This window comes from Candidatus Liberibacter solanacearum CLso-ZC1, assembly GCF_000183665.1.
GTDB classification, from domain to species: Bacteria; Pseudomonadota; Alphaproteobacteria; order Rhizobiales; family Rhizobiaceae; genus Liberibacter; species Liberibacter solanacearum.
On record NC_014774.1, the window covers coordinates 59,307 to 75,970 of the forward strand.

Genomic DNA, 16,664 nt, shown 5'->3' on the forward strand with positions numbered 1-16,664 from the left:
CTCTTAAAATACCCATTAACTGATTTTGTAGTACATTAAGCTAAACGGAAAATCATGCAAACAGCATCAGACAATTGTCTTCCTATGAAAATTTCATTATTAGCCAATAATGAGGCAGAGGGAAGAATAGATAGATGGTTAGCTATTAATTTAAAAGAAAAATTTTCGCGATCATATGTTAAAACACTCATCCTCAACGGTGCTATCAGCATCAATGGCGTAGTTTCAATAAATCCAAGCCGAAAGGTTGTCCCTGGAGAGAGTTTTTTTATTGATGTTCCTCAATTACAACAATTAAATATTGCCGCAGAAAACATCCCTCTTGATATCCTATATGAAGATGACGATATAATCGTTATCAATAAACAAGCGGGACTTGTAGTACATCCTGCTCCCGGAAATTGGACAGGAACCCTCGTCAATGCACTTCTACATCACTGCAATAATAATCTCTCTGGCATCAATGGCATCAAGCGCCCTGGAATCGTACACAGGTTAGATAAAGACACAACAGGAACGATGGTAGTAGCAAAGAATGATATCGCGCATCAAAGATTATCTGAACAATTTGCTGATCACGGGCTTCATATGGGACTAAAACGTTCTTATTATGCAATGGTATGGGGAGTACCATCTCCAGATTCCGGCACAATTAATGCTCCATTAGGACGATGCAAATCGAATCGACTACGACGAGCTGTAAAAAGAATAGAAGATAAAACAGGAGATAGAGCAGTAACTCGTTATCAAACAGTAGAAATATATAATAAAAACTCTAATTTCGCAGCATCCTTATTGAGATGTGATTTAGAAACGGGCAGAACTCATCAAATTCGCGTGCATATGGCGCATAAGGGATATCCGATCATTGGCGATCCTCTGTATGGCAAAGGTTTTAAAACTAAAGAAAATATCGTTAATCATAGTACAAAAAGTGCCATTTTATCTCTTGCACGACAGGCATTACACGCGTATTCTTTGTCTTTTACTCATCCCTGTAAAAACAAAGATATGAACTTTAAAACACCTATTCCTGAAGATATGTCAAACGTAATAAAAGAACTAAAAGAAAATTGAACCATTTATAAAACTTGTTAAGTTTTGATTATAAAATTAATGTTTAATATTTCCCCAATAAAATATAATGCATATGTAAACCATGATAGTAAAAAAAACCACTTGGATGCAATAAGGAATAAAATAGTCTCATGAGCCGCAGAAACATGTCAATAATGATAGATGGTGAAATTGGGCTAAGGCGCTATATTCACGAAATAAAAAAAATTCCTATGCTAGAAAAGCAAGAGGAATATATGCTGGCAAAAAGATACCATGAACACCATGATTTAAACGCTGTTCACAAATTAGTGACAAGCCACCTAAGGCTTGTTGTGAAAATTGCAATGGGTTATCGTGGTTATGGATTACCTATCAGCGAAGTCATATCTGAAGGGAATATAGGATTGATGCAAGCTGTTAAAAAATTTGATCCGGAACGTGGTTTTCGTCTTGCTACATATGGAATCTGGTGGATTAAAGCGGCAATACAAGAATATATTCTGCGTTCATGGTCATTAGTTAAAATAGGTACGACAGCTAATCAAAAACGTCTTTTCTTTAATTTGCGTCGTCTAAAAGGACGTCTTCAAGCCGTAAACGACACCAATTTAAAGCCCGAACAAGTTGTCGAAATCGCCACTAAACTCAATGTTTCAGAAGCAGAAGTAATCTCCATGAATTGTCGTTTATCTGGAGATGAGTCTCTCAATGTGTTGATGAATTCTTCAGACAAAGATTCTAGCCAATGGCAAGATTTACTTGTATATAATCACGATAGCCAAGAACAAACTCTTATCGACAAAGAAGAACGAAAAAATCGTCGCAACATGTTAACACGTTCCATGTCTACATTAAATCCCCGTGAAAGAAGAATCTTTGAGGCGCGACGCCTGAATGAAAATCCTTCGACACTTGAGAACTTATCTTCTGAATTCGCAGTCAGTCGTGAACGCATACGACAAATAGAAGCACGTGCCTTTGAAAAGGTACAAGCATCAGTACAAAAACAAACAGAGTCATCTTCTTCCGCCCTCTCCCCTAATTCCCAATAAACACATTGCAAAAATTAGAAGCTAATACATAAAAAAATTATGAAGATGACAATCCCTATCAAAGAGTAGTTTATTATTTAGAATGATCTTTCCAGTCCATGACAGCAGATTTAAAAACATCTGAACCTACTTTTCCTTTATCTATAGTCAAAGTTATCTTTTGACCACTATGATATGTAATCGGAATATCTATCCACCGATATTCTTCTAAAATCTTCGAATTTCTTAAGAAATCTTCTGCATCCCCCTTCAAAGAAATTAAATAAGAATTCTTAGAAATTCTAAAAATATTAGAATCAATTAAAATACTTGGACTATTCTCCGTTTTTCTCATAGATATTTGTCGTAGATCTACAATACTATTCTGACTTTCTTTAGGGAAAGAAAAGGTTATTTCCATCAAGTGCGTCACTGATAAAGCTATATCAGCATTACATTTTAAGGTAATCGATGCTGAAAATGCATTATTGATAGTTGGGATATCCCCCTTGATCACTAAACCCTTTAATCCTTGAGTCTTTTCTTTTTGTAGTGACCAAAATATATTTCCCGCGAAGATAGAAGATCTTCCAGAACCTTGATTAATAAAAACCCTACCATCCTCATCAATAGGATTTTCTGTCCCTGATTTTTTTCTTTCTAAGATATGAGAAACAGCTTGATCGTTACTATCTATATGGTTTTTAAAGAAAACATTACTAGTATTCGACGAATTAATAGGCGAAGAAATCGCTGTTCCCATATCAACTTCAGATCCATTTGCTAACAATCTACGAGTTATTTTTGGACGACTGCCTAAGGCATGCAATACTTTCTTATTGTCACTATCTCTATTTAATATTTTGTTCTCTAAAATATGCGAGAAACTTACTTTATTTTGCCAAAACGAATAAGATAATCCCATCATCATTCCTAAGAAAACAACCAAAAAAACAGACTGTTTGAAAAAATGATATTCCAATAATGCCGTGTAAAAAGATATAAATACACGTATTTTATTGGAAAAATAGCTCTGTAGTAAAAAAAATATTGAACGACTAGATGAAACAGAAAATTTCCTTAACAACTTATCCCTTCTCAAACGATTTTTATTATATTCGATAGATTCCATTGAGAGAATCTGTGCATTAGATCCCTGCTGCACGTTACTTGACAAATGCAAAATATCCCTCAATTGATAGGGACGATGAGTTGTTGTTTTTTTGTTTCCTTTAGTAGAAACGATATCTACTGTCCTTTTACGCTTACGATTACGCAAAATAGACGAAATAGATGTTAAACGAGATGTAAGAAAAACATTTTTCTTAGAATTAACATGACTCTTAGGAGCGAGTAATACTCTATCTTTATCTAAGGCGCGCGGAAATTTTTTATTCTTTCTCTCTACCTGCAGAATAGCCTTCTCCAGTTTACTCAATTGACGCTCTAAAATATCTCTGGGAGTACGTGGATTCATAGATTCTAATTGACGAGAAACAGCAACCCGAGCACGTTCATATATATGAGAACGCATTTCAGGAGTATTCTCAGACAAATTATCCACAGCACGTTGAATTACTAATACAAAATCCACCATTTATCACATTTCTACTATTTTCAATATATCAATTGAAAAAATTGATACGAAAAAAAAACTCTAATTTTCAAATGGGTTAGACATAATAAGGGTATTGTGTCTTTCCGGACCAATGGATAGCAAGGCTACTGGAATGCCCAGTATTTCTTCTATTTTTCGGATGTAATTAACAGCTTTTTCAGGGAGATCAGACCATCTACGTATACCATAGGTAGACTGACTCCATCCTTCTAATACCATATAAACAGGCTCAAAACGAGTATGATATATAGAATCATCAGGTAAAAAATCTACTTCACGACCATCAATCCGATATCCTATACAAATTTTTAATTCATCAAGCCCATCAAGCACATCCAGTTTTGTTAAAGCTATCCCTTTAACTCCGTTAATAATAATAGAACGACGTATTGATACTAAATCCAACCAACCACAACGACGTTGTCGATTAGTAACCGTACCAAATTCTTTTCCAACTTCTTTTAAAAAATCACCAATTTCATTTTTTAATTCAGTAGGGAAAGGCCCCTCTCCGACACGCGTTGTATAAGCTTTCACCACCCCAAGAACATATCCTAACGAACTAGGGCTAACCCCAGATCCAATAGCTGCTTGTGCAGATATTGTATTTGAAGATGTCACAAAAGGATAGGTTCCATGATCGTTATCCAATAAAAAACCTTGAGCTCCTTCAAAAAGAATACGCGCTCCTTTGCGAGTTTCACGCTCAAGAAGAGACCATACAACATCCATAAAAGGAAGAATTTTTTCTCTTGCGTACATCAATTCTTCTAATATCGTTGTACATAAAACTTCTTTCTTCCCAAAAGAACATCTCAATGCATTATGGTGCAATAATAATTGTTCAATCTTTTCTGGAATATGCTCCATATCAGTTAAATCTATCACGCGAATAGCACGTCGGCCAACTTTATCTTCATAAGCTGGGCCAATACCCCTTTGCGTCGTTCCAATCGGGACACCAGAAGAGGAAAGAGCGCCTTCTCGCAACATATCAAGATCTCGATGAATAGATAATATCAACGATGCATTATTAGCAATACGCAAATTATCAGGCGTAACACTAATTCCTTGGCTTTTCAAATTTTCGAGTTCAGAAACAAGAGAATGAGGATCTATTACTACACCGCTTCCTATAACAGACATCTTATCAGGACGAACTACACCAGAAGGAAGAAGAGATAATTTATAAACAACATCATTAATTTTTAAAGTATGACCGGCATTATTTCCCCCTTGGAATCTTACAATCACATCAGAATTTTCTGAAAGCCAATCAACGATCTTTCCTTTTCCCTCATCGCCCCATTGTAAGCCGACCACAACTACATTTGTCATTAAGAATCTCTTTCCTCTATTATCTGATCCAAAAAACAAGTCCCAATGGATAATTTCTATGACACCATCTCTTTAATCAGGTAGAAATTATGATAAAACGCATACGCAAGATACGATCTTATCAAAATGCATATCCCTTAAAACATCCATTCATTATCCTGAGAGAATACTAATCCCAAACTCCAGATACAATGAATTTAATCAAAATATACAAACGATTGTAAATATTGCAAAAATTATCTACAATAAAAAAGTATTGCTAGACAAATAAATATATGACATTAATGCTATCTTAAAAAGGTTTTTTTGATATATAATGAGTGCGTAAAACAATTATATGCGGGTGTGGCGGAACTGGTAGACGCGACGGATTCAAAATCCGTTTTTGGTAACAAAGTGTCGGTTCGATTCCGACCATCCGTACCATTAGAATGTAAAATAAATTCAATTTTTAGTTATTATAAAATTAGAATTATGGGTATCTGGGATAAAGTGCATATTAAATTTAGACACCAAGATTTTAGTCAGCACCACCATCATCCAAAGCATGAGATACGGTTATCATCCTCAAACTTTCTTTTTACACTCAATAGAGTTGCCAAAAATAAAAAATTATATACTTAAAAATCTGTGCATCCCGATGTATTTTGTGCTATCACAATATTGAGTAGATTACTTAAAATACAAAAGAATCAATGTCTTAAAACGATCATCCCTATATATTTATTCCTGATTTCCCAACGTTTGCTCTGTAGTCAATCCCGAAATTTGAAGGAGTAAAATGAGTATAAGAGCATTATCGAATAAAGATAGAACTTAATCTCAAGCTATCACAAAGAACTTTTGTCTCGGACTCTACTATACAAATAAGATAAATCTACCAAAAACTGTTCCAATTGAGATCTTTGATCAGAATCATAAATACTACCAAGAACATCGCGAGTTTCATCCATACGATTCTCTAATGTTTTAAGACATACCTGATCTATTGAGAAAACAGTCTCAGTCAAAACCGTACAACGCGAGGGCATAATATCACAAACACCCCCAATAACCACATAACGATGAGCATCTCCACAAGAAAGAGAAACCGTAATAATCCCTGGTTTCATTGTAGCTAAAACAGCAGAGTGCCCAACGAGAGCTGTCATATCACCAGATTCAGAAGGCAGTATAACAGACTTAACCTCTCCAGAAAAAATACATCTTTTAGGGGAAACTAATTCAAAATGAAAACTGTTTATTAAAGACATAATATCCCATAATTTCTAAATCTAAAAAACCAATCACATTAATCGGAAGATAATCTTGTAGCCTTTTGTACAGCCTCATCTATTGACCCTACCATATAAAATGCAAGTTCTGGCAAATGATCATAATCACCTTGTACTAATCCTTTAAATCCTTTGATTGTCTCTTCTAAAGAAACAAATTTACCTGGCGACCCTGTGAAAGATTCAGCAACATGAAACGGCTGTGACATAAAGCGCTCTATCTTACGTGCACGCGCAACAACTAATTTATCTTCCTCTGAAAGCTCATCCATTCCAAGAATTGCAATAATATCTTGTAGAGATTTATACCGTTGCAAAATTTCTTGCACCCTGCGTGCAACATCATAATGCTCCTTCCCGACGGTATCTACCTCTAAAATATTCGAATTCGAATCAAGTGGATCAACGGCTGGATAAATTCCTTTTTCTGATATTTTACGCGATAAAACAGTAGTAGCATCAAGATGCGTAAAAGACGTAGCAGGAGCAGGGTCTGTCAAATCATCTGCGGGGACATAAATAGCCTGAACAGAAGTAATTGAACCTTTTAAAGTCGTCGTGATACGCTCCTGCAATTCTCCCATTTCTGAAGCAAGAGTGGATTGATAGCCCACAGCGGATGGTATACGCCCTAACAAAGCCGAAATTTCCGAATTTGCTTGAGTGAATCGAAAAATATTATCTATAAAAAATAAAACGTCTTGCCCTTGATCTCGAAAATGCTCCGCAACCGTCAAACCCGTCAAAGCAACTCGAGCGCGAGCACCTGGAGACTCGTTCATTTGTCCATAAACTAAAGAACACTTCGAACCCACCGCAGAACCATTATTGGTGCTTGGATCAACATTAACCTTTGACCCAATCATCTCACGATATAAATCATTACCTTCGCGAGTACGTTCACCCACACCGGCAAAAACTGAATAACCACCATGTGCTTTCGCAACATTATTGATTAACTCCATGATTAATACTGTTTTCCCAACTCCCGCACCACCAAAAAGCCCTATTTTCCCTCCTTTTTGGTAAGGCGAAATAAGATCTATAACTTTAATCCCCGTTGTAAGAATACTAGATCCTGTAGATTGCTCTGTATAAGAAGGAGCTAATTGATGAATTGCACGCCTTTCCGAGGTTAGAATAGCCCCATGATCGTCCACAGGCTCTCCAATGACATTCATGATACGTCCCAAAGTAGCTTCTCCTACAGGAACAGTGATCTGCTTTCCAGTATCAATGATAGAATCACCCCTGCTCAAACCATCGGTTTTACCCATAGCAATACATCGCACTGTTTTTTCTCCTAAATGCTGAACAACTTCAAGCACAATACGAGAATCTTTATTATCTGTTTCAAGAGATCCTAAAATTGGTGGCAAGGAATCTGTAAAAACAACATCAACAACAGCCCCCACAATCTGTTGTATTTTTCCAATATTTTGGGCTTCTGATTTAGTCATAATAAGACACCCTCTCTCCTTTTATCTATTTCTTATACTGCCTCTGCACCTGCAATTATTTCAATAAGATCAGTAGTAATCCGCATTTGACGCTGACGATTATATGATAAAATCAAATGCTCAACCATCCGACCTGCATTACGGGTAGCATTATCCATAGCCGTAATCCTTGCCCCTATTTCACTTGCCTTATTTTCCAAAAGAGCCCAAAATATCTGAGCCGAAATACTCTGAAATAAAATCTTTTCTAATACTGAATATACCGTGGGTTCATAGTGATAAATCGATAAATTCTCTTCTTTTTTGTCCTTATAATTCCGGACAAAATCTACTGGAATTATCTTTGATATAATAGGAATCTGTTGTATAATTGATTTAAATTCTGAATGTATACAAAAACAAACATCAAATACATTACTTGTAAAAAGAGATACTACCTTTTGAGCAATATTATGCGCTTGAGCAAAGTCTATTTCTTTTTTAGAAGGTAATTCTACACTATCAATAATCATAGAAGAAAATTCTTTATACAATCCCTCATGACCTTTTCTTCCTATGATCAAAATCTTAACCTGCTTATTATCCGCAATAACCTGCCTAATGCGCTCTCGAGCAAAACGAATTATTTGGGAATTAAAGCCACCGCACAATCCTTTTTCTGCCGTGCAAACAATAAAAAGATACACTTCACTTCTACCTGTCCCCCTTATAAGAGGAGAGAGATCTTCTAGAGAAAATTCATCAACCGCACATTTGATAAAAAAATCTCTTATATGAGACTGGTACAAAGAAGCATTTTGAATAGCTTCTTTCGCTCTACGTAACTTGGTTACTGAAACCAATTGCATAGCCTCAGTTATTTTCTGAGTTTCCTTTACAGAGTGTATGCGATTTTTTAATTCTTTTAACGAAGCCATTATCTAATAATCTTCCGAATCTCAATTAAAATCTTTTAAAAAAACTTCGATTTCACCCTTCAATTTATTTTTAATATCATCAGTTAAAACTTTTTGTTCTCTGATATCCTCTAAAACACCTTTGGATGAAGATCGCATATAAGACAAAAGACCCGACTCGAATCTCCCTATCTGAGAAACTTCAATTTTATCAAGATATCCATTTACTCCAGAAAATATCATAACTACCTGTTCTTCCATCTTTAATGGAGAAAATTGAGGCTGTTTTAAAAGTTCAGTAAGCCTCTCTCCTCTACTCAAAAAGCTCTGAGTAGAAACATCAAGGTCAGAACCAAACTTCGCAAAAGAAAGCATTTCACGATATTGAGCTAAATCTCCTTTTACAGCTCCTGAAACTTGTTTCATAGCCTTAACTTGAGCGGCAGAACCAACACGCGAAACTGATAACCCAATATTCACAGCTGGACGAATACCTTGATAGAACAATTCTGTTTCCAAGAAAATTTGCCCATCTGTAATAGATATAACATTGGTCGGGATATAAGCAGAAACATCATTAACCTGCGTTTCTATCACAGGCAACGCTGTCAAAGAGCCCCCACCCAATGCATCCGACATCTTTGCTGCCCTTTCCAATAAACGCGAATGCAGATAAAATATATCTCCCGGATAAGCTTCTCTACCAGGTGACCGACGTAAGAGAAGGGATATCTGACGATACGCTACCGCATGTTTATACAAGTCATCATATGCAATTAAAGCATGATATCCATTATCGCGAAAATACTCCCCTATAGAACAACCTGTAAAAGGCGCTAAAACTTGCATTGAAACAGGATCTGAGGCCGTTGCCGCAACTACAATGGAGTAACTGAGCGCACCTCGATCTTCCAAAGCCTTAACAAAACGAGCTACTGAAGAACGCTTCTGACCAATCGCAACATAAATACAATAAACTTTATCCCGCTCCACATTTTTTTCATGAGAAGTTTTTTGATTCAAGAAAGCATCTAAAATTATTGACGTTTTTCCTGTTTTCCTATCGCCAATTATGAGTTCACGCTGACCAAGTCCAATAGGAATAAGGGCATCTATAGCTTTAATACCAGTTGATAGCGGTTCACATACAGACTGACGTTGTATAATACCAGGCGCATTCGCTTCGATACAAGACTTTTTCTTACATTCAATGGGACCTTTACCATCAATAGGATTACCAAGCGCATCCACGACACGGCCTAGCAATTCTGGTCCAACTGGCACATCAACAATACGACCTGTACGTTTTACAATATCTCCCTCAGAAATATCTTTGTCAGAACCCAAAATAATCACACCAACATTGTCGGCTTCTAAACTAAAAGCCATCCCATAAACTCCACAGGCAAACAGTACCATTTCTTCCGCTTTAATCTTATTCAGACCATAAACACGCGCAATACCGTCCCCAACAGACAGGACATACCCTATCTCAGAAAAATCAGAATCATTACTAAAATTCTTAATTCTTTTTCTGAGAATATCAGAAACTTCTGCAGCATGGATATCCATTAATCAACCTCTTTCAATATAAAACCAAGCTTAAACAACTTCGTACGCAGAGATGCGTCAATCTGATAAGAATCAATCTCCACAACAAAACCACCGATAAGCGCTGAATCTTCCACTATATCCAGTATAACACGCTTACAAACCATCTTTTCTAAACAATCTCTAAGCTTATTTTGCTGATTCAACGATAAATTGCTAAATGTTCTAACATGAGCAATAACTTCATTACGATAGAACAAGCAAACCATACGAAACGATTTAATTATTGCAGGTAAAATTGACAATCTTTTATTAGCCACCAAAAGTTGTAGAAAATTCCCCATTATAACACAAAAATTAGCCTTATTGATCAAATCATCTACGACTAACCGTCGCTCTTCCATAGAAAAAATAGGATTTTGAACAAAAGACCTTAAATCCAAAGATTCCACGAGTAAGGCTTCTAAACGAGATATATCATCTGATACAATGTCTAAAACACCTTCTGCATTAGACACACTAAATAAGGAATGGGAATATCGACCAAAAACATCAGCAAAAAGATCAATTGAATGAGACACCAACACTAATCCTTTAATCAACAAAAACAGGAATAAATAATTGATAAATTAATAAAATACCTTTAAAATAAAGAACTTATTTCCGACAAAAACTAACGATTTTTAATAAACAATAAAACACGCTTACCAATATTTACACGTATATCACAAAATAAATACAAACTATATATTACCCTACTATAAAGTAGGAAAAATATTATAAATATACAATTCTAAACCATCATTATACTAAATATTCAAACATAACCCTCAAACTATTGTCGCACGTGGACCAAAATCTTACGACAATTGTTAAAGACATTCCAGAAAATAATCTATAGCACATAAAATACATTCCAGAAAATAATCTATAGCACATAAAAGATATAAAGCTACACTAAAAAAATTTATTTTTTAGGGCACCAAACAATACCGGGGATGATGCTTTATACAACCGTCAGATTAAAACCAAATCCTCATTTTTTGCAATCAATCATTGATAGCATTACGATATCTTTTGAATCGGGAGCGACCTCACATGACTTAATGGCTACATATGGCTGGAAGAGTATAACACAGGCAGAGACATATACTAAAGGAGCAGACCGAATACAACTAGGTATCAAGACATCTAGGCGTATGGCGGATTCCCTTACTAATCCCAAACCTAATAAATTAGGTAAGGGGAAATAATATAATAGTACAGATAAATCATATGCTTACACGTAATTCGATATCTTTATAGAAAACTTTGCGGATCCATATCAAATTGCACACGCAACGAATTTGATTTTTTGGGAGTATTATCATACATATAAGCAAAAAATTTTTGCAAATTAGAATTACGCTTTCCATGGATTAAAAGGCGAAAACGATAAAATCCACGCACCATAAACAAAGGTGCTTCTGCTGGCCCAAAAACCACAATATCAGACGACATAGGAGCCTTTTCTTTTAAATTACATGCATATTTTTTAACTTCTTGACATTTTTTCCCTGAAACAATTACTGCGGCTAAACGCCCAAACGGAGGTAATCCAACTTCTTTTCTTGCACGAATTTCAGATTCGTAGAAAGAATCAGCGTCTCCTGAAATCAACGCTTGCATCACCGGATGAATTGGTTGATAAGCTTGAATCAAACCAATACTTTTGAGACCAAATCGTCCTGCGCGACCTGTTACTTGTGATAATAACTGAAAAGTTCTTTCGGAAGATCGTAAATCTGCATTAGCAAGACCGAGATCACCGTCAATAACCCCAACCAAAGACATACGAGGAAAATTGTGCCCTTTTGCAACTAATTGCGTACCAATAACAATATCAAATTCTCCCTTAGCAATCGCTTCTAATTGCAATCGCAACTTTTTAATACCCCCATCTAAATCCGAAGATAAAATAGAAATTCTCGCCAATGGAAAATAATCACGAACTTCCTCAGCAATACGCTCTACTCCAGGACCGCAAGCAATCATTTTCCCAGATGTGCCACACGCAGCACAAGATTGCGGATATGCTTCAACATAACCACATTGATGACAGTGTAATTTTTTTCTAAAACGATGCTCTACCAACCAGCAGGAACAATAAGGACATTTAATCCTATGACCACATACTTGGCATAAAGTCAATGGCGCATATCCTCTCCGATTCAAGAAAAGTAGCGCTTGCTCATCTCTTTCCAAAGTATTTCTTATACTATTAAGCATTTCTAATGAAAGAAATTTCCCACGCTCTACCGCTTGGTCCCTCATATCAATTACCCGTAAATGAGGCAAAGCACTGTTATGATATCTTGTAGATAAATGAAAAAAATGATACCGCCCTGATAACCCATTTACTCGACTCTCTATGGATGGAGTAGCCGAAACAAGAATCACAGGGAAAGATTCAATTTTCCCACGCACAATCGACATATCGCGAGCATTATATAAAATTCCATCTTCCTGCTTATACGAAATATCATGTTCTTCATCTATGACAATGATACCTAATTTTTTAAAAGGAAGGAATAGAGCAGATCTCACCCCAACAACTACAGATATAGTCCCCTGTGCTATCTGTCTCCAAATTTTTTCACGCATACCTGCAGAAAGAGAAGAATGCCATTCGGCAGGTTTTACGCCAAAACGCTTTTGAAAACGATCTAAAATAGCCGATGCCAAAGAAATCTCTGGCAACAAAATCAATACCTGTTTTCCCAAACGTAAAACAGAAGAAATAATCTCTAAATAAACCTCGGTTTTTCCAGAGCCCGTTACACCACTTATAAGAGAAACAGAAAATCCCGTGGAACATAAAGGCATAATCTGTTCAACAACATCTTTTTGATTTTGATCCAATGTCGGTAAAAAAAAATTTGGGTTAGGTGATTCTACAACAGGACTCGCCACTTCAAAAATTTTCTTGACAACTCCCTGTTCTTTCAATCCATCAATCACATGAGAAGATACCTGAGAAGCAAGCATCAGATTTCTTTTTCCCCATATTTTGCCATCTTTAATTTCATTCAGCACACGAAGACGCGCCGCCGTATTAATCCGAGGAAGAATTCCAGTAAATTGAATTTTTTCTTCCATTTTTTCTGTTTCTGAAAGAGCAGAAACAACCATACGCGCAACTAATCCCATAGAAGAAAATGTGTAATTCGCAACCCATTTTATAAATTCACACATCTCCTGCGACAATGGAGGGCAATCAAAAACATATTCAATAGGGCGTAATTTCAAATTATCCCCTGTATATACTGAGTCATACCAAACTACTCCAAGAACAGTACGTGATCTTAGGGGGACACGTACAATAGACCCTAATCCTACCCTCATGTCGGAAGGAACCGAATAAGTATATGGAGAAGAAACTGCTTGTAAAAGCAATACAACAACACTAGAACAAACCTCTGCCTCTGAAGAGGTTACTGATGAAACCACAGTTATCTCCCACCAACATATCTTAGCTTGCTTTTCAACAAAACATTAAAATGATAATTTAATATTTGAATCAAATGGCCTTACATATGGAAAATAAAATTGATTATCCAAATAGAAAAAAACTCTCAAACCAATTTTTCAATAATAATATTACAATAGGATTGTAAGATTTGAGGCATACAAATTCAATAAAACTAAAATAGCTTTTGGATAACAGATTACGATTCTATAAAATTACAAATCATTGGAAGATAGCTTATAATCATAGCAAACTATCAGAAGTAAATTCAAAAAAAAACAAGAATCTATTGCCGCAAGCAATATTCTCAACTCGCCTTAAGAAGTTTTTTATAAAGAGAACGATCTTGCACTAAACACTCAATAGAATAACGCTTCAACACATCAAAAAAAGCATTAAGAGCCTTCTGAAATACGGAACTCAAATTACAATTTCCTACCAATGGACAACTAATTTTATGCTTCCCAAAACACTCCGCCATATAAAAAGATTCTTCTGTCGCTTTTACCACATCTAAAACGGTGATTTGATCAGCTGGACGACAAAGACGAACTCCTCCATTCCTTCCTCGCACAGTTTCGATGATACCAGCCTTTCCAAGAGGCTGTAAAATTTTAAATAAAAAAAACTCTGATATACAACAAGCTTCAGCAATCTGCGCAATGCGATTAGGACAGTCCTGATTGAGAGCACAATACATTAAAACACGTATACCATAATCAGTGCGCTTTGTCAGATGCATTTCTTCCACTCCTATTAATACAAGCTCACAATCAAGCAAAAAACTCAATCCAGAGTTATTACTGTCTTCTGAAAGTGACAAAAATTATACATTTGTGCAAACGAATACGAAGAAAGAATGATTTTACTCATCCTTTCTTCGTTATATGATATCCGTCGTATGCTTATCCCGAGATAATTATGCGGCAACAGCGCGTTCTTTTGACTCAATCATCTTTGCAGATTCTTTTGGTGAGTTTGAAATCTCAATACGACGTGGCTTCATCTTTTCTGGAACAGCACGGAATAGTTCTAGATATAGAAGTCCATTTTCCAACGATGCAGATACAACCTCTACGAAATCTGCAAGCTGAAAACGACGTTCAAAAGCACGTTTTGCTATACCACGATGTAAGTACTCTACTGTCTCTTGTTCCTCTGATTTCTTCTCTCCTCTAACTATTAAAATTCCAGAATCAACCTCTATAGCGAGTTCAGAAGAAGAAAAACCAGCAACAGCCACTGTTATTTTATATGCATTCTCACCTGTACGCTCTATATCGTAGGGAGGATAAGCAGAAGACTGGCTAGGAGCCCCTAAACCATCTAGCATCGAAAGAACCGTGTCATATCCAACGGCAGAATTATAAATACGAGAAACATCTATACGCATAACGTCCTCCTTATGAAGCGACTATCTTATTAAAAATAAATTTACCCATCTTAATTCCCAAGGGTAAAATATTCAGGCCCTACAAGGCGCCCTACAACACTAATATAGTAGTAGATTCAAAATTTTCAAGATATCAAATCAATTGAACGGAATAAAATAAACCCGCATACCCGAAAGATATCACCTCAATCTAATAAACCATAAAACAGTAAAAGCCATCAAATCGCATGATCATACAGTAAAAAACGTCTAAAAAAATGTCTTGCCCTATAAAAAAAAAATTTTGATCATTAGCTTATATAGTAGTTTTACCTATTTATTGAGATATTTCACAATCAAAACGCACAATCTATTCGCCACTTCTGTCTTCAATAATTCAGGCCACTCTTCTATTATATCCCCTGGAAAGACAATACTCACTTTATTACTCTCTTTCCCTACGAATCCTACTTCTGGCAAGACACAATTGGATACAATAAAATCCGCACCTTTATATAATAATTTTTCCCGAGCATTCTGCTCAATACACTGCGTCTCAGCAGCAAATCCTACTACAACAGACGGACGATATTGATGATGCCCTATAATTCTAAGAATATCAGGATTCTCTGCGAGATCTACTCGCATAAAATTACCTATATCTTTCCGTTTTATTTTTGTCTTTGCTATCTCAGAAAATTTCCAATCCGAAACCGCAGATACCATCACTGCTATATCCGCTGGCAAGGATTTTAAAACCTCTTGCAACATTTCCTCTGCTCTCTCAACGTGAATAGTCGTAACATTTGGTGGATCAGCAAGTGAGACAGGGCCTGATATCAACGTCACCTCTGCTCCCAAACACGCTAGACATTCGGCAATTGCATGTCCCTGTCGCCCTGAAGAACGATTGGCAATATACCGCATAGGATCTAACGGCTCATATGTTGGCCCTGAAGTGACCACGGCACGCCTTCCCTTTAAAGGTAATTTTTTTTCTCTGCACAACAACCCTGCCACATGTTTTATAATGTCACAAGACTCAGACATCCGCCCCACGCCGCAACCATTATTTTCAGCCATTGCACCATTTTCAGGACCAACAAAATAATATCCATCTTTCTGTAAAATTTCGACATTACGTTGCGTAGCTGAATTAGACCACATCATAAAATTCATAGCAGGAGCCAGAAGAACAGGCTGATCTCTTTTTGCCAACAAAACAGCAGATGCTAAATCATCTGCCATCCCATGCGCTATACAAGCAATAAAATGAGCAGTTGCAGGCGCTACTAAAAATAGATCACAATCACTTGCCAATTGAATATGATTGCTATCATGTCTCTCTTCATGCGGAAATAAACTAGTATATACCTGGCTATTAGATATAGCCCCTACGAGCAATGGAGTTACAAACTTTTGTGCTGAATCCGTAATAACAGGAATAACAACAGCTCCTCTTTCCCGCATCCGACGAATAAGATCCAAGCTTTTGTAGACAGCTACACTCCCACACATGATCAAAAGTATGCGTTTTCCCAAAATATCCATAATCAA

The 16,664-nt window shown here is 36.3% G+C and carries 13 protein-coding genes, 1 tRNA gene and 1 pseudogene; 4 read left to right on the forward strand and 11 right to left on the reverse strand.

The window, feature by feature from the left end:
- The first annotated feature begins 54 nt into the window (after positions 1-54).
- Positions 55-1,077 (forward strand): RluA family pseudouridine synthase, encoded by a 1,023-nt coding sequence (locus CKC_RS00285; RefSeq protein ID WP_013461467.1) that lies wholly within the window; start codon positions 55-57, stop codon positions 1,075-1,077.
- Positions 1,078-1,208: 131 nt separating this feature from the next.
- Positions 1,209-2,111: an RNA polymerase sigma factor RpoH gene (rpoH, locus tag CKC_RS00290; RefSeq protein WP_013461468.1), complete on the forward strand. Its 903-nt coding sequence runs from the start codon at positions 1,209-1,211 to the stop codon at positions 2,109-2,111.
- A gap of 1,366 nt (positions 2,112-3,477) precedes the next feature.
- Here the strand turns inward: rpoH and CKC_RS06230 are convergent.
- Both CKC_RS06230 and CKC_RS00300 read right to left on the reverse strand, forming a co-directional pair.
- Positions 3,478-3,687: pseudogene (locus CKC_RS06230) on the reverse strand (hypothetical protein); the annotation flags it as partial.
- A 60-nt stretch (positions 3,688-3,747) separates the two neighbouring features.
- Complete coding sequence (locus CKC_RS00300) at positions 3,748-5,046, reverse strand: adenylosuccinate synthase (protein ID WP_013461470.1); 1,299 nt, start codon at positions 5,044-5,046, stop codon at positions 3,748-3,750.
- 339 nt (positions 5,047-5,385) lie between these two features.
- Here CKC_RS00300 and CKC_RS00305 point away from each other — a divergent pair.
- A tRNA-Leu gene (locus tag CKC_RS00305) sits at positions 5,386-5,472 on the forward strand.
- A gap of 404 nt (positions 5,473-5,876) precedes the next feature.
- Here the strand turns inward: CKC_RS00305 and CKC_RS00310 are convergent.
- The 5 genes from CKC_RS00310 to atpH are packed head-to-tail and all read right to left on the reverse strand — an operon-like array spanning position 5,877 to position 10,808.
- Positions 5,877-6,299 carry a F0F1 ATP synthase subunit epsilon gene (locus CKC_RS00310; protein WP_013461471.1) on the reverse strand — a complete coding sequence of 141 codons (423 nt, stop codon included), beginning with the start codon at positions 6,297-6,299 and terminating at the stop codon, positions 5,877-5,879.
- Positions 6,300-6,337: 38 nt separating this feature from the next.
- A complete protein-coding gene (gene atpD / locus CKC_RS00315) occupies positions 6,338-7,780 on the reverse strand; it encodes a F0F1 ATP synthase subunit beta (RefSeq protein ID WP_013461472.1) in 1,443 nt (480 codons plus the stop codon).
- A gap of 32 nt (positions 7,781-7,812) precedes the next feature.
- Positions 7,813-8,697 carry a F0F1 ATP synthase subunit gamma gene (locus tag CKC_RS00320; protein ID WP_013461473.1) on the reverse strand — a complete coding sequence of 295 codons (885 nt, stop codon included), beginning with the start codon at positions 8,695-8,697 and terminating at the stop codon, positions 7,813-7,815.
- 21 nt (positions 8,698-8,718) lie between these two features.
- Complete coding sequence (gene atpA, locus CKC_RS00325; RefSeq protein WP_013461474.1) at positions 8,719-10,248, reverse strand: F0F1 ATP synthase subunit alpha; 1,530 nt, start codon at positions 10,246-10,248, stop codon at positions 8,719-8,721.
- Positions 10,248-10,808, reverse strand: coding sequence for an ATP synthase F1 subunit delta (atpH, locus tag CKC_RS00330; RefSeq protein WP_013461475.1), 561 nt, complete (start codon positions 10,806-10,808; stop codon positions 10,248-10,250). The genes atpA and atpH overlap by 1 nt, the downstream gene beginning before the upstream one ends.
- Positions 10,809-11,225: 417 nt before the next feature.
- Between atpH and CKC_RS00335 the strand changes: the two genes are divergently transcribed.
- Positions 11,226-11,480 (forward strand): hypothetical protein, encoded by a 255-nt coding sequence (locus CKC_RS00335; RefSeq protein ID WP_244391963.1) that lies wholly within the window; start codon positions 11,226-11,228, stop codon positions 11,478-11,480.
- A 46-nt stretch (positions 11,481-11,526) separates the two neighbouring features.
- On the opposite strand, the gene CKC_RS00340 is transcribed toward CKC_RS00335, so the two are convergent.
- From CKC_RS00340 to coaBC, 4 genes are all read right to left on the reverse strand, one after another.
- Positions 11,527-13,716 carry a primosomal protein N' gene (locus CKC_RS00340; RefSeq protein WP_013461477.1) on the reverse strand — a complete coding sequence of 730 codons (2,190 nt, stop codon included), beginning with the start codon at positions 13,714-13,716 and terminating at the stop codon, positions 11,527-11,529.
- A 326-nt stretch (positions 13,717-14,042) separates the two neighbouring features.
- A complete protein-coding gene (rirA, locus tag CKC_RS00345) occupies positions 14,043-14,477 on the reverse strand; it encodes an iron-responsive transcriptional regulator RirA (protein WP_013461478.1) in 435 nt (144 codons plus the stop codon).
- A 177-nt stretch (positions 14,478-14,654) separates the two neighbouring features.
- Entirely contained in the window at positions 14,655-15,128 is a 474-nt protein-coding gene (locus CKC_RS00350; RefSeq protein WP_013461479.1) for an Hsp20 family protein, read from the reverse strand.
- Positions 15,129-15,440: 312 nt separating this feature from the next.
- Positions 15,441-16,658 carry a bifunctional phosphopantothenoylcysteine decarboxylase/phosphopantothenate--cysteine ligase CoaBC gene (gene coaBC, locus CKC_RS00355; protein ID WP_013461480.1) on the reverse strand — a complete coding sequence of 406 codons (1,218 nt, stop codon included), beginning with the start codon at positions 16,656-16,658 and terminating at the stop codon, positions 15,441-15,443.
- Between the last annotated feature and the right edge of the window lie 6 nt (positions 16,659-16,664).

What these genes read in the sequence shown, in the direction of transcription:
- CKC_RS00310 (WP_013461471.1), bottom strand. Translation starts at nt 6,299, where the DNA reads ATGTCTTTAATAAACAGTTTTCATTTTGAATTAGTTTCCCCTAAAAGA.
- CKC_RS00320 (WP_013461473.1), bottom strand. Translation starts at nt 8,697, where the DNA reads ATGGCTTCGTTAAAAGAATTAAAAAATCGCATACACTCTGTAAAGGAA.
- coaBC (WP_013461480.1), bottom strand. Translation starts at nt 16,658, where the DNA reads ATGGATATTTTGGGAAAACGCATACTTTTGATCATGTGTGGGAGTGTA.
- rpoH (WP_013461468.1), top strand. Translation starts at nt 1,209, where the DNA reads ATGAGCCGCAGAAACATGTCAATAATGATAGATGGTGAAATTGGGCTA.
- CKC_RS00300 (WP_013461470.1), bottom strand. Translation starts at nt 5,046, where the DNA reads ATGACAAATGTAGTTGTGGTCGGCTTACAATGGGGCGATGAGGGAAAA.
- rirA (WP_013461478.1), bottom strand. Translation starts at nt 14,477, where the DNA reads ATGCATCTGACAAAGCGCACTGATTATGGTATACGTGTTTTAATGTAT.
- CKC_RS00335 (WP_244391963.1), top strand. Translation starts at nt 11,226, where the DNA reads ATGATGCTTTATACAACCGTCAGATTAAAACCAAATCCTCATTTTTTG.
- CKC_RS00285 (WP_013461467.1), top strand. Translation starts at nt 55, where the DNA reads ATGCAAACAGCATCAGACAATTGTCTTCCTATGAAAATTTCATTATTA.
- atpA (WP_013461474.1), bottom strand. Translation starts at nt 10,248, where the DNA reads ATGGATATCCATGCTGCAGAAGTTTCTGATATTCTCAGAAAAAGAATT.
- CKC_RS00350 (WP_013461479.1), bottom strand. Translation starts at nt 15,128, where the DNA reads ATGCGTATAGATGTTTCTCGTATTTATAATTCTGCCGTTGGATATGAC.
- atpD (WP_013461472.1), bottom strand. Translation starts at nt 7,780, where the DNA reads ATGACTAAATCAGAAGCCCAAAATATTGGAAAAATACAACAGATTGTG.